Source organism: uncultured Flavobacterium sp., from assembly GCF_963975515.1.
Lineage (GTDB): Bacteria > Bacteroidota > Bacteroidia > Flavobacteriales > Flavobacteriaceae > Flavobacterium.
This window is the reverse complement of sequence record NZ_CAXBGY010000012.1, coordinates 56,041-69,056: the sequence shown is the minus strand read 5'-3', so window position 1 is coordinate 69,056 and position 13,016 is coordinate 56,041. Positions and strand designations below refer to the sequence as shown.

The 13,016-nt window shown below is 27.6% G+C and carries 12 protein-coding genes and 1 tRNA gene; 5 read left to right on the top strand and 8 right to left on the bottom strand.

Annotated features, from left to right (window positions below):
* Window positions 1-6: 6 nt before the first annotated feature.
* The 5 genes from AAC008_RS12485 to rpiB all read right to left on the bottom strand — a co-directional run bounded on the left by AAC008_RS12485 (window position 7) and on the right by rpiB (window position 4,119).
* Complete coding sequence (locus AAC008_RS12485) at window positions 7-825, bottom strand: NAD(P)H-hydrate dehydratase (protein WP_339889617.1); 819 nt, start codon at window positions 823-825, stop codon at window positions 7-9.
* 18 nt (window positions 826-843) lie between these two features.
* Complete coding sequence (locus AAC008_RS12480) at window positions 844-1,428, bottom strand: M15 family metallopeptidase (RefSeq protein ID WP_339889665.1); 585 nt, start codon at window positions 1,426-1,428, stop codon at window positions 844-846.
* Window positions 1,429-1,561: 133 nt separating this feature from the next.
* Window positions 1,562-2,614, bottom strand: a complete 1,053-nt coding sequence (locus AAC008_RS12475; RefSeq protein ID WP_339889616.1) for a hypothetical protein — start codon at window positions 2,612-2,614, stop codon at window positions 1,562-1,564.
* A gap of 50 nt (window positions 2,615-2,664) precedes the next feature.
* Entirely contained in the window at window positions 2,665-3,567 is a 903-nt protein-coding gene (locus AAC008_RS12470; RefSeq protein ID WP_339889615.1) for a cation diffusion facilitator family transporter, read from the bottom strand.
* A 120-nt stretch (window positions 3,568-3,687) separates the two neighbouring features.
* Window positions 3,688-4,119, bottom strand: coding sequence for a ribose 5-phosphate isomerase B (rpiB, locus tag AAC008_RS12465; RefSeq protein WP_339889614.1), 432 nt, complete (start codon window positions 4,117-4,119; stop codon window positions 3,688-3,690).
* 727 nt (window positions 4,120-4,846) lie between these two features.
* Here rpiB and rnr point away from each other — a divergent pair.
* The 4 genes from rnr (at window position 4,847) to AAC008_RS12445 (ending at window position 9,527) form a co-directional block, all read left to right on the top strand.
* A complete protein-coding gene (gene rnr / locus AAC008_RS12460; RefSeq protein ID WP_339889613.1) occupies window positions 4,847-7,024 on the top strand; it encodes a ribonuclease R in 2,178 nt (725 codons plus the stop codon).
* 438 nt (window positions 7,025-7,462) lie between these two features.
* Window positions 7,463-8,128 (top strand): head GIN domain-containing protein, encoded by a 666-nt coding sequence (locus AAC008_RS12455; protein ID WP_339889612.1) that lies wholly within the window; start codon window positions 7,463-7,465, stop codon window positions 8,126-8,128.
* Between the two features lie 30 nt (window positions 8,129-8,158).
* Complete coding sequence (locus tag AAC008_RS12450) at window positions 8,159-8,740, top strand: hypothetical protein (RefSeq protein ID WP_339889611.1); 582 nt, start codon at window positions 8,159-8,161, stop codon at window positions 8,738-8,740.
* Window positions 8,741-8,840: 100 nt separating this feature from the next.
* The gene (locus tag AAC008_RS12445; RefSeq protein ID WP_339889610.1) at window positions 8,841-9,527 is read left to right on the top strand and encodes a LysE family transporter; all 687 of its coding nucleotides are present in this window, start codon (window positions 8,841-8,843) and stop codon (window positions 9,525-9,527) included.
* A 53-nt stretch (window positions 9,528-9,580) separates the two neighbouring features.
* On the opposite strand, the gene AAC008_RS12440 is transcribed toward AAC008_RS12445, so the two are convergent.
* Window positions 9,581-9,651: transfer RNA gene (locus AAC008_RS12440), tRNA-Cys, on the bottom strand.
* Between the two features lie 130 nt (window positions 9,652-9,781).
* On the opposite strand from AAC008_RS12440, the gene AAC008_RS12435 reads away from it, so the two are divergent.
* Window positions 9,782-11,704 carry an LTA synthase family protein gene (locus tag AAC008_RS12435; RefSeq protein ID WP_339889609.1) on the top strand — a complete coding sequence of 641 codons (1,923 nt, stop codon included), beginning with the start codon at window positions 9,782-9,784 and terminating at the stop codon, window positions 11,702-11,704.
* On the opposite strand, the gene folB is transcribed toward AAC008_RS12435, so the two are convergent.
* Window positions 11,701-12,060: a dihydroneopterin aldolase gene (gene folB, locus AAC008_RS12430; RefSeq protein ID WP_339889608.1), complete on the bottom strand. Its 360-nt coding sequence runs from the start codon at window positions 12,058-12,060 to the stop codon at window positions 11,701-11,703. The two genes, AAC008_RS12435 and folB, sit on opposite strands and share 4 nt — an antisense overlap.
* Window position 12,061: 1 nt before the next feature.
* Window positions 12,062-13,015 carry a type IX secretion system membrane protein PorP/SprF gene (locus AAC008_RS12425; protein ID WP_339889607.1) on the bottom strand — a complete coding sequence of 318 codons (954 nt, stop codon included), beginning with the start codon at window positions 13,013-13,015 and terminating at the stop codon, window positions 12,062-12,064.
* Window position 13,016 lies beyond the last annotated feature (1 nt).

The window sequence follows — 13,016 nt, the reverse complement described above, 5'->3', positions numbered from 1 at the left end:
TGAATTTTATTCTTGAATTTTTTGAAAAGCAAGTCCTATGTTTTCAATAACATCTGTTATTAACATACTTTCTTCACTTTGTGATTCTAAGGTAATGTCTGCTGCTAATCCATGAAGGTAAACTCCTAAAACGCTTGCTTCTAAACATGTATAATTTTGTGCTAAAAATGCAGTTATCATTCCAGTTAAAGCATCACCAGAACCACCTTTTGCTAGGCCTGAATTTCCTGTTGTGTTTTCAAAAGAATCTATTCCGTTTGTTATAAACGTTTTGTGTCCTTTTAAAACTAGTATACAATTGAATTCTTTTGCTTTAACTATAGCTGTTGTTCTTCGCTCTTCTTCAGAATCATGATTTCCAAATAATCTATCAAACTCTTTTGGATGTGGTGTTAAAACTGAGTTTTTGGGTAACTGACTAAACCAATCTTGATTTTGGGCTAAAATATTTAAAGCATCTGCATCAATAACTAAAGATTTTGCTTTTAAAAAAACAGAATAAACTAATTTTTGAGCCGCTTCATTTTGTTCTAAACCTGGTCCGATTCCAACAACATCAAACAATGAAAAATCTATGAGGTTATCTCTAAAAGAAAGCATTGCTTCTGGTAAAAAAGTATTTAGCGTATTTCTTTCTTCTTCAGGAATTGAAACGGTTAGTAAACCTGTTCCAGAACGCAAACAGGCTTTTGAAGCTATCAAAGCTGCTCCCATTTTATTTTTACTTCCTGCAATTAATAAAGAATGACCATAATTTCCTTTATGGGAGTTTTCGTTTCTCTTTTTATAAATACTTTTAATTAAGGCTTTATCAATTGTTTGCATAGTCAGTAAAGTTAAATATTATTCGCATTTCCATTTAAAATTAGAGACTGTAGAGTATCTTTCTGGACGAAATTCATAATGCCACCATTCGTTATAAATGCTTTTAAAATTATATTTTGCTAAGGTTTCTTTAAGTAATTTTCGATTCGCTAAAACTTGCTTTGAATGTTTTGTATACGTATGATGTGCTTCTGGACCAAAAAAATCAAATTTTGTTCCCATGTCTAATTCATTTCCTAAAGAATCTACTAAAGTTAAATCAACTGCAGCTCCACGATTATGCTTTGATCCTTTCTTGGGATTTGCTACATAATTTGTTCCTGGTAAAATTTTCCACATTTTTTTTTGGACATCTAATGGTCGATAACAATCATATAATTTTATACGGAAACCTTTTTTAATAAATTCTTTATTGGCTTTTACCAAAGCTTTTGCAGTACTAATTCTTAAAAAACATTCGGGACAATCATATACTTTTTGTTTTAAAAAATTATCTGTTGTAGCGTATTTTAAATCTAAAACGAAGTAAGAACTTAAAGTTTGTATGTTAACAAATGAAGTGTCTTTTATAGTTGTTTCAGAACTGTTTTTGTTAGTTTCAATAGTTTCAGTTTGTTTAAGAATTGAATCTATTTGAGTTTTTTTTTGTTCTTGAATTTTTTCAATAGGTTCTTTTACTTCTTTTTTACAAGAAATAATTCCTAACGTACAAAGTATGAATAGTGTTTTTCTCAAATTAATTATTGTCTTCTACCTTATAATTTCTGATCATAAAATTTAAAGCTGCTTGAACAATTTCTCCCATTGAATTGGCTTTTTTGAAATCCATATCTAGAGTCACTTCATAAATTTCTTCTTGTAGTTGCTGAATATGTTCAATTGGTGCTAGCTTTGTCGATTTCATAGCTTCAATTAATCGTCTTAATCTTGCTTTTGTATCAATTAACCTTTTTACAATAATTGAACGTTCTTCTATTTGATATTGTGTAATTGATTTAGGATTCAATTTATTTTGAACTAATTCTGAAAACTTAAAATTTTCTTTAAATAAGTGAGGTTTGTAAAGTTTAAAACTTCCTTCATAACTTTGTTGGTCAAAATCGATGGCTCTAATTCTAAAAATTCGTTGGTCAAAATCATAAATCGGAATAACCACAAAATTATAAGAACGCATATCTCCTAAAAGGCCAATCATACAACGCTCATTGAATTTTACAAACTCTTTTGCTATTTGAGTTTTCTCATGTTCATTACATTCTTTTAAGTTTTCTTCTAAAAAAACATCTCCTGGAATTCCAACAATGTGTTCTTCTATAAGTGTGTTTTCAAAAACTAAAAAGTTAATGCTATTTGGTGAAATAATATGTTCAATTTCTAAACCAAAAATTCTTGAAGCATCTGCTTGTTTTATGTAAAAATGTGTGTAATTGTCGTTTAGAATATTTCTGATTTTTACTCGAAATGGTTTTGAGTTTCCAAAGGTGCAAAAATCAATATAATCAACATTTAAATACTCTATACTACTTTCATCTCCATCTGAATGTAATAGTGTATATACTTTTTTTAGACTCTTATCTAGTTCGTACTTTTCAAATTCGTTGTAGTAAACTCTAACCCATAAAGTATCTTTGTCTTCTTTATCAAAAACAGATATACCTCCTTGAAAACGTAACAAATCATCATAAAAAACTCTGGTTTTGGTTAGTCTTTTATACTTTTCTAAATAACTTCTTAGGTTAGAATTTATGGGATAATATTGTTTTTTTAACTGTGGTTTTTCTCCGCTCATTTTCTATTTTAATTGTAAAGAAATGTAGCTTTTTTATTTGAATATAAAAATTAATCCTGCACAATTATTTCTTTTGGATCTTCTTTTTGAAATTCTGGTTGGATATTTACGTGATTAATATGAAATTTTTCAAACAACACTTTCTCTATTTGATGTAACATATCGTTGAATTCGCTCAACTTTATATCTTCTGAACAATCTAAATGTGCTTCTAAATGTAATTCTTCTTCATTTAAATGCCAAACATGAACGTGATGCAATAATTTTACACCTTTTATTTGATTGACTGTTTTTACAATTTCTTTTATATCAATTTCTTCTGGTGTAAAAAGCATTAACATTTTGGTGGCTTTTAATAATAAATCAGCTCCAACAATGATTAAGTAAATTGCTATTATCAAAGTTAAAACACTATCTATCCAATAAATTTGAAAATAATACATTAAAACTCCTCCAATCAAAACTGCAACAGATGCTAACATATCTGTTAATAAATGTAAATAAGCCGATTTCATATTTAGGTTGTGATCAGCGTCTTTTTTTAGCAATAAAACAGAAAAACCATTGACTAAAATTCCAAGTGCTGCTAACCAAATAACTATTGTTGGTTGAATATCATGTGGATGAAAAAAGCGAGAAATAGCTTCATAAACCAAATAAATTGCCACAACAATTAAAGACAAAGCATTTACGAAAGCTGCAATTAGTTCAGCACGTTTTAACCCAAAAGTTTGTTCATAAGATGCCTTTCTTCTTGATAATTTATGAGCAACATAACTGATAACTAAGGATATAACATCCGAAAAATTATGTAATGCATCTGAAAGTAACGCTAAACTTCCTGAAATTATTCCACCTATAACTTGTGCAACCGTAATAACCACATTCAATAAAATGGAATACAATAAGTTTTTTCCTTGTACTTGATGTTTATGAATGTGGTTGTGACTCATTATTTTGGATTTTCAGATTTTCAGACATTAGATGTTCAGAAAAAGTAAGATAGTACTAAACGTTATTTTTAAAAATTACATCTGAAAATCTTTAATCTGAAAATCCGAATATCTAAATTATTATTTACAAGCAATTTTATTTACTCTATTAGCATGTCTTCCGCCTTCAAATTCTGTAGTTAAAAAAGTTTCAACCATTGCAACAGCTTGTGGAATTGAAGTATATCTTGCCGGAATACTTATTACATTAGCATCATTATGTTGACGAGCTAATTCAGCAATTTCTTTAATCCAACATAAAGCAGCACGAACATCTTGATGTTTATTTGCAGTCATTGCAATTCCATTTCCTGAACCACAAATTACAATTCCAAAATCGGCTTTTTTCATTTGTACATCATAAGCAACTTCATGTCCAAAGTCTGGATAATCAACACTATCAAAAGTATCTGTTCCATGGTTAATAATTGTATGTCTTTTTTCTTCTAAATAAGCTACAATTGCCTTTTTATAATCTGGACCAGCATGGTCGTTTCCGATTGAAATTTTCATTTAGTATTATTTTTAGTGTGTATGTTTGATACAAAGTTAGTTAAAGCAGAATTATAAAGTAAATAGAAAACATCTTTTCTTACTTTTTTTTATAGATTACTGATTTACAGTTAATTAAAATTATCAAAAAAAGCATTGTTAATAGAATTTTACAACTACTTGATAATCAGTTAATGTTAATTTAACATCAATTGTTAATAAATTAAGATAGTTTTTTAGAAGTTTTTTAGCATTGTATAGATATTTTATCTAATCCAAAACTGCATTTTAAAATCCTATTAAAGTTTCGATTATTTTTTGAAAATTTATAAGCATTAAAAACACACTTATCAACATAAATTTTAAAAAAACTTATCAAGGAAAATTACCTTTTTTTGGTTGTTAACAACTGTTAATAAAAACTAAAAATAAGTTCAAATTTAGGACTTTACAATTTCATAACATTGTTAATTAATGTGTATAAATTATACAAACTAAAAATCCAATGTGTTTTTTAAAATTTTATAGTAACTATTAACAAGCTATCATAACCACCATTAATTTAAAATTAATTAAAAATATTTTTGTTGTTTTTAATATATGTTGAAAACTTCTAAATTTTAAAATTAAACTTTGAATTTTAAAGATAACTAAAAATTAAAAATGTTATCATTATAATAAATCTTAATACTTAATTCTATAATCTTAATACTAATTCGTACTTTTAAACTTTATTAAGAAAAAGAATATGACAAAGAAGGTTAAAAAGTATGGCAGTAACGAAAAAGATTTTACTGCACAAATATTAAAAATTATAGCAAAAGATGCTAACAAAACATTTAATTACAAGCAAATTGCTGCTGCATTAAATTTAGATGATACCAAAAGTAGAAACGAAATTATAAAAGATTTAAATCGTTTAAAACAAAAAGGAAAAATCGAAGAACCAGAAAAAGGAAAATTCAAAATCATTGCAAAATCTGAATATTACGAAGGTACAGTCGATATGACAACCAGAAAATCAGGTTATTTTGTATGTGATGAATTGGAAGAAGATGTATACATTCCTTTCCAAAACTTAAATCACGCTTTAGATAAAGATAAAGTAAAAGTTTATGTTTATAACAGAAGAAGTTCTCGTAAACCAGAAGCTGAAGTTTTAGAAATTTTAGAAAGAGATAAAGTTGATTTTGTTGGAGTTATTGATATTCAAAAAAACTTTGCTTTCGTTACAACAGCTAACAATAAAATGTACACTGATATTTTTATTCCAAAAGATAAAATTGGTGAAGCAGAACAAGGTGATGTCGTTTTAGTAACCATGGAAGATTGGCCAAAGAAAGCTGATTCCCCTTTTGGAAGAGTAACTAAAGTTTTAGGAAAACCTGGAGAACATGACACTGAAATTCACGCAATTTTAGCGGAATATGGTTTGCCTTATGATTTTCCAATTGAAGTAGAAGCATACGCAAAAAAAATAGATACTTCTATAACGCAAGATGAGATTGATAAAAGAAGAGATATGCGAAAAACGCTAACTTTTACTATTGATCCAAAAGATGCTAAAGATTTTGATGATGCATTATCATTTGAAGTTTTAGATAACGGAAATTACGAAATTGGAATTCACATTGCTGATGTTTCGCATTATTTAAAAGAAGGAACTATTTTAGATGATGAAGCTTATAGCAGAGCAACTTCAGTATATTTAGTAGATAGAGTTGTACCAATGTTACCTGAAGTTTTATCTAATTTTGCTTGTTCACTTCGTCCTCATGAAGAGAAATATACATTTTCAGCAGTCTTTCAATTGAATAATAAAGCTGAAATAGTTGATTCTTGGTTTGGAAGAACTGTAACTTATTCAGATCAACGATTTGCTTATGAAGAAGCACAAAGTATTATTGAAACTAAGTCAGATATAATTCCAGCTGATATTTCTATAACTGGAGAATCATATCAAGTTCCAGAACCAATAGTTGAAGCAACTTTAAAATTAGATGAATTAGCCAAAATTCTTCGTAAAAAAAGAATGCAAGCTGGTGCCATTTCGTTTGATAAAGTAGAAGTAAAATTCAATTTGAATGAAGAAGCTGAACCTGTTGGAGTTTTCTTTAAAGTTTCAAAAGATGCTAATCATTTAATTGAAGAATTCATGCTTTTAGCGAATAGAAAAGTAGCAGAATTCATTGGAAAACAAAAGAAAACATTCGTTTATAGAATTCACGATGAACCAAATGAAGATAAATTATTAAATCTTCAAGCCTTGATTTCTAAATTTGGTTACAAATTAGATTTACGAAATAAAAAAGATGTTTCTAAATCTTTAAATCAATTAATGCAAGATGTTAATGGTAAAAAAGAACAAAATTTAATTGACACTTTGGCAATTAGAACGATGAGTAAGGCTAAATATTCAACGGAGAATATTGGTCATTATGGTTTAGCATTTGATTACTACAGTCATTTTACATCACCAATTAGACGTTATCCTGATGTAATGGTACATAGATTACTTCAATATTATTTAGATGGTGGAAAAAGTGCTTCAGCAGAAGATTATGAAGTAAAATGTGAACATTCTAGTAATATGGAATATTTAGCAACACAAGCCGAAAGGGATTCTATCAAATACATGCAAGTGAAATACATGCAAGATCATAAAGATGAAGAATTCTTAGGTGTTGTTTCTGGTGCTACTGAATGGGGAATTTACGTTGAAATCATTGAAAATAAATGTGAAGGAATGTGTAGAATTAGAGAAATTAAAGATGATTATTACACATTTGATGATAAACAATATGCACTAGTTGGTGAAGTTTCTAAAAACATCATACAATTAGGAGACGAAGTTTACGTTAAAGTTAAAAACGCAGATTTAGTTAAGAAACAACTTGATTTTACTTATTTAAGAAAGAAAGAGTAATTAGTTACTAGTGATTAGTCTTTGTTTGTGGTTAACTATATTTATTTAAACCTTGTCATTCTGAACTTGATTCAGAATCACATTTATTTTAGAAGCTGAATCGAGTCCAGCTTGACAAAGTTCACGTTTATTTCTAAAAAGGAACAGTTTTTGATTTGTTTTAAAAATGAATAATTTCATAAAAAGTAAAATATCTGTTTTTAATATAATTGGAATATTATTAATTATTATTTCAATTATATTATTTTTTTCAAGTGTAAATAGACTAGATTATCATGGTTACGCTAGAGGTTTTGCTTATTTATTCTTTTTATTTAGTTTACTTCTTTTGTTTCTAGATTTTATTTTTAGAAAATTTATTTATGATAGAATGAACTTAAATATACTTGAAGCAGGATTATTTATATTTAGTCTAACAATATTTTTAAATTTAATATCATGAAAAAATTAGCATTTACATTTCTATTACTATCAACAGCAGCTTTTTCACAAGTTGAAAGAACCTTAGGAGATTTTACTAAAGTAACTTCTTTTGATAAATTAGATGTTTTATTAATAAAATCAACCGAAAATAGAATTACAATTAACGGTAATGAAGCTGAAAGTGTGGAAACCGTTAATAAAAATGGTGAATTAAAAATAAGAATGCCTTTTTCACAAACAATGGGTGGAGAAGATATTTCGGTGACTTTATATTACAAAAATATTGAAGCTGTTGAAGCGAATGAAGGTTCAAGAATATCTTCTTCTGAAACTTTTAAAACCACAATTTTTGATATCATTGCCAAAGAAGGTGCTGAAATTAAACTAACACTTGATGTTGATAAACTTAACGTAAAAGGAACTTCTGGAGCAATTATAAATGTAACTGGTAAAGCTAAAAATCAAGATTTGTTAGTAAATTCGGGTGCAATTTATAACGCTAAATCTTTAGAAACAGAACAAACTACAATCACTGTAAATGCTGGTGGTGAAGCTGATATTTATGCAACCAATTTAGTGGATGCAAAAGTAAGAGCTGGTGGAAACATCACAATTTATGGAAAACCAAGACAAATTAATCAAAAGGTTGTTGCTGGTGGAACCATTCGTGAAGCTAAATAGAGAAGTGATTAGTAATTAGTTTTTTTATAAATGAAGTATTTAGTTTTAATATTATTCTTTACAATTTCTACTTTTAGTCAAGATATTAAAAATGATTCAATTCAAATTAATTGGATTAATCATGCTAATCTTTGTTTAAATTTTAAAGACAATATAAATGCTTTTAGTTCTTTTAAGAATGCTTATTTGGAAAATAAAACTAATGATTTAGGTAGTTTAGCTTATAAAAAATTAGATTCTTTAAACAGAGTAATAAAATTACAACTATTAAACGATATTTCAGGTAATTGGGAAATAAATTCTTCAGGTTCTAATTGGGGTACTTCTAATGATAAATTAGGTTTAATTAATATTAAAGATTCTTTAATTTTTTTTAAATTCTATGATAAAGATTCTTCTTTAAATGAATATTTAAAAAATTCAAAGTTAGAATTATCATTAGATGATTTTTTAAATTATAATTATGAAGAATTTACATTTGATAATAAAACTATTTGGCGCATTTATTTAAAAAATGATAAACTATATTTTACAGAATTAGGTAAAAAAACAGAAGAAGGAAGAAGTTTAATGGTTTGTGGAAACTTTTTTATGGAATGTATAAGAAAATAGTTTTTTAGAATAACTAAATGATTTTATTTCATTTTTAGTAACTTCGTAATTATTATCGTTAGTATCTAATCACTATTTACTAATCACTAATCACTAAAACTTGCATTTACAAGATATACTTACTGCAATTCCTTGGGGACTTTTATTGGCGTTTTCAATTGGTCCAGGTTTTTTTGTTTTGTTAGAAACTTCTATTACAAAAGGTTTTAGAGCCGCTTTTACTTTAGATTTAGGAATCGTTTTTGGCGATATTATTTTTATACTTATTGCTTACTTAAGTACTAATCAACTTTTAGAACAATTAAAAGATAACCCAACATTGTTTATTGTTGGTGGATTAATTATGGTTACTTATGGTTTGATTTCTTATATATTATTAAAAAAGAAATTCATCAAACAAAAAGATCAGGAAGTTGACAATGATAACATTCCTAAAAATAATTATTTTGCCTTATTCTTTAAAGGCTTTTTATTGAATTTTATTAATATTGGAGTTCTAGGTTTTTGGTTAATGATCATCATTACTTACGGACCACAAATGGAAATGCAAACCGAACGAATTTCATGGTTTTTTGCTGCTATTTTATTTTTCTATTTATTGTTTGATGTAGCAAAAATTATCTTAGCAAAACAATTGAAAAACAAACTTACACCACAAAATATTTACAAGATAAAACGTGTTATCAGTATAGTAATTATAATTTTCGGAGTCTTTTTTATGCTACAAGGCTTCTTTCCAAAAGAGAAAGAAAAACTACAAGATAAAATTGAAAAATTAAAAGGGTAAATTCTATTTAATTTATAAATAAAAAAACCTCCAAGTTTCCTTGAAGGTTTTAGAGGCATCGCCCGGATTCGAACCGGGGTAAACGGTTTTGCAGACCGGTGCCTAGCCGCTCGGCCACAACGCCAAATTAGAAATGCAAATTTACATATATTTTGGACTAACACAAGAAAATTTAGTAAATTTTAATTTTTAAAAAATAGTAATGATATAATTTCTATTACTTTTGTGGCTTAATTTATTGAATTAGAACAAAAATGAAAAAACTTAGCTACCTAAAACCTCTTTTTAATTTCTTTCTTATTGGATTGATTATAACAACTTTAAGCAGGTTAATTTTATTTTTTGTGTTTAAAGATAGAGTGACTTTAATTGAAGATTACTGGAGAATCTTTACCATAGGACTTCGTTTTGATTTAATTATGTTGTGTTATTTATCGGTTTTACCAGCTGCTTTAATAAGTCTTTTACCAGATTCAATTCTAAAATATTTTAATAAATTCTTGAATATATATTTTATTCTGTTTTTATTTCTGTTCTTTTTTATGGAATTATCAACCTTAAATTTCATTCATGAATATGATACTAGACCAAATCGTTTATTTTTAGATTACTTAATATACCCAAAAGAAGTCTTAGGAACGTTAGTTAAAAGTTACTTACCATCAATGATAGTAACTGTTATTTTAGTAATTGTTGCTTTATTTTTTGCTTTTAAATTTGGAAAGAAATTGTTTTATACTGTTGCAACTTCTTATAAAATAAAACTTATCTTATTTCCTGTTTTAGCTTTCTTTTTGTTTTTTGGAGCACGTTCTAGTTTAACGACTCTTCGTCCAATAAACGCTAGTAATGCTATATTTTCAACGGATCAAATGACAAACTCATTGGGTTTAAATTCACTTTATACCGTTGCTTTTGCTGCTTATTCTTTAAAAAATGAAGGAAATACAGACAAATATGGTAAAATGGATGAATTTGAAGCTTACAACAGAGTAAAAAAATACATGGATGTAACCGAATTTATTGATGATGAAATACCTTTTTTACACATTCAAAAACCTGATTCTATTGCACCAAAATATAATGTTGTTATCTTTTTACAAGAAAGTTTAGGAGCAGAATTCGTTGGCTCTTTAGGTGGTTTGCCTTTAACACCAGAATTTGATAAGTTAACTAAAGAAGGACTTTTGTTTACAAAATTATATAGTTCAGGAACCAGAAGCATTAGAGGAATTGAATCAGTTGTAACTGGTTTTTTACCTAATCCTGCTGAAAGTGTTGTTAAATTAAGTAATTCACAACAAGGTTTTTATAGTTTAGCTGAAGCTTTTGGAAAACATAAGTATGATACAAGCTTCATTTATGGTGGTTTATCAAACTTTGATAATATGGCTTCTTTCTTTAATGGAAATGGTTTTAATAATATTATTGATGAAACAGATTTAGATAACGATGGAAATAAATACGCATTTAAAGGAGTTTGGGGTTATTCAGACGAAGATTTAGCCGTAAAAGCAAATGAATATTTTACTTCTTTAGGTGACAAACCTTTCTTTTCGTTAATGTTTTCAACATCAAATCATAAACCTTATGAATTTCCTGATGGAAGAATTAAATTATATGATAAAGAGAAAAATACTGTAAACAACGCTATGAAGTATGCTGATTATTCAATTGGAAAATTCTTTGAATTAGCTAAAAAAGAAGCTTATTTTAAAAATACAATTTTCGTTGTAATTGCTGATCATAATACTAGAACTTTTGGAAAAGCTTTAGTACCAATTCATAAGTTTAAAATACCTGGACTAATCATTGCTCCAAATGTTAAAAATGGAACAACTTATGATAAAATGGCAAGTCAAATTGACATTCCTTCAACGGTTTTAGCTTTATCTGGAATCACATCTAAATCACCAATGCCTGGAAGAAATCTTATGACACTTCCTGCAAATACAAAGGGTAGAACAATAATGATGTTTAATGAAACGTATGCTTTTAAGGTTGATAATGACGTAATTATTATTAATCCAAATGCAGCACCATTGCAATTTAAAGTGGAAAAAGATTCCATTTTCACACCAGTTGAATTGGATAAAGAGTTTGCAAAAGATGCATTAGCACACATTGTAGCTTCAAGTAATTTGTATGAAAAAAGAAAATATAAAATGAAAGATTAATTTCTAAATTCTTCCATTTCAATAGTTACTTTAGCCACATCACCACCAATTGGAGGATTTATTTTTGAAACAGCAATTTTGATACGTGATATAGAAGGAACTTCTTTAAATGTTCTAACAATAACTCTATGAGCTACATGTTCGAGCAATTTAGAACGTATAGCCATTTCCTCAACAACTATTTTGTTTAAATGAACATAATCCACAGTATCTTCTAAATCGTCGCTTAAAGCTGATTTTCTGAGGTCTGATTTAACTTCTAAATCTACTACGTAGTCACTCCCTATTTTTCCTTCTTCTTCTAGGCATCCGTGAAAAGAAAATGTTCGGATGTTTTTTAATTTAATGGTTCCCATTTTAGTCTATTTCATTACTTGTACAAGGACAATTACTTAATCCTTGGAAAATATCATAGCCCAAAGTTACCATATGTGTTCCAGAATTAAAAGCAGAAAGTGCATTTGTTGTATATTGGTACGAATAAGCAAAGTAAAAATTATTCTTTTTTAATCCAGCCATTGGACCAATATTTAAAGGTTGAAATAATTGATCATTTAAGAAACGATACGAAATTCCTACCCAATAATAATCTTCATAATCCATAAAACGAACCTTTACATTCACATCTGTACTCGAACGTTTATCACTTTGATAATATTGATAAAAGATTGATGGTTCATATTCTACATCACTATTATTGCTTGACTTTATTTTATAACCCGTGTAAGCAGAAAAATTACGTAATATATTTGGTTCCTTTATTAAGAACTTATCGGTGTTTTTGTTTAATAAATTAGAAACATTTGCCGCTAAATAAAAACCTTGTTGTCTGTATAAAAATCCTACATCAATATTATAATTGTTTAAATCTCTATTGTTTGTTACAATAGGATCGTAAGAAGGATCAAATTGCGTTCTATCAATATAAAACTGATTCATTATAAAAGACATACCAAATGATATGTATCTGTTTTCATAATAATCAAGAATTAAGTGATGTGCAAAGGATATTTTTCCACCTTTTTGAAAAGTGTTTCCGTTTTTGTCATTGTAAATAAAAGCACCAATTCCAGAACGTTGACCTAAACGACCATCAACAGCCAATGATTGATTATCTGGAGCATCTTTTAATCCAACCCATTGTGTTAAACCGTTTACCCTAATTTTGATATTATCTCCAATTCCGGCATAAGCAGGAGAAATAACATAAGGATTATCTCCTAAATATTGTGTGTAAGTTGGTATGGTTAACTCTTGTGCAAAAGAGTTAACCATGATTAAACTAACTAAAATTTTAAAAATATTTTTCATT

Excerpts from the sequence above, each read along its gene's own strand:
- folB (WP_339889608.1), bottom strand. The coding sequence starts at position 12,060 with ATGGGAACCATTAAATTAAAAAACATCCGAACATTTTCTTTTCACGGA.
- AAC008_RS12435 (WP_339889609.1), top strand. The coding sequence starts at position 9,782 with ATGAAAAAACTTAGCTACCTAAAACCTCTTTTTAATTTCTTTCTTATT.
- AAC008_RS12470 (WP_339889615.1), bottom strand. The coding sequence starts at position 3,567 with ATGAGTCACAACCACATTCATAAACATCAAGTACAAGGAAAAAACTTA.
- AAC008_RS12450 (WP_339889611.1), top strand. The coding sequence starts at position 8,159 with ATGAAGTATTTAGTTTTAATATTATTCTTTACAATTTCTACTTTTAGT.
- AAC008_RS12425 (WP_339889607.1), bottom strand. The coding sequence starts at position 13,015 with ATGAAAAATATTTTTAAAATTTTAGTTAGTTTAATCATGGTTAACTCT.
- AAC008_RS12485 (WP_339889617.1), bottom strand. The coding sequence starts at position 825 with ATGCAAACAATTGATAAAGCCTTAATTAAAAGTATTTATAAAAAGAGA.
- rnr (WP_339889613.1), top strand. The coding sequence starts at position 4,847 with ATGACAAAGAAGGTTAAAAAGTATGGCAGTAACGAAAAAGATTTTACT.
- AAC008_RS12475 (WP_339889616.1), bottom strand. The coding sequence starts at position 2,614 with ATGAGCGGAGAAAAACCACAGTTAAAAAAACAATATTATCCCATAAAT.
- AAC008_RS12455 (WP_339889612.1), top strand. The coding sequence starts at position 7,463 with ATGAAAAAATTAGCATTTACATTTCTATTACTATCAACAGCAGCTTTT.
- rpiB (WP_339889614.1), bottom strand. The coding sequence starts at position 4,119 with ATGAAAATTTCAATCGGAAACGACCATGCTGGTCCAGATTATAAAAAG.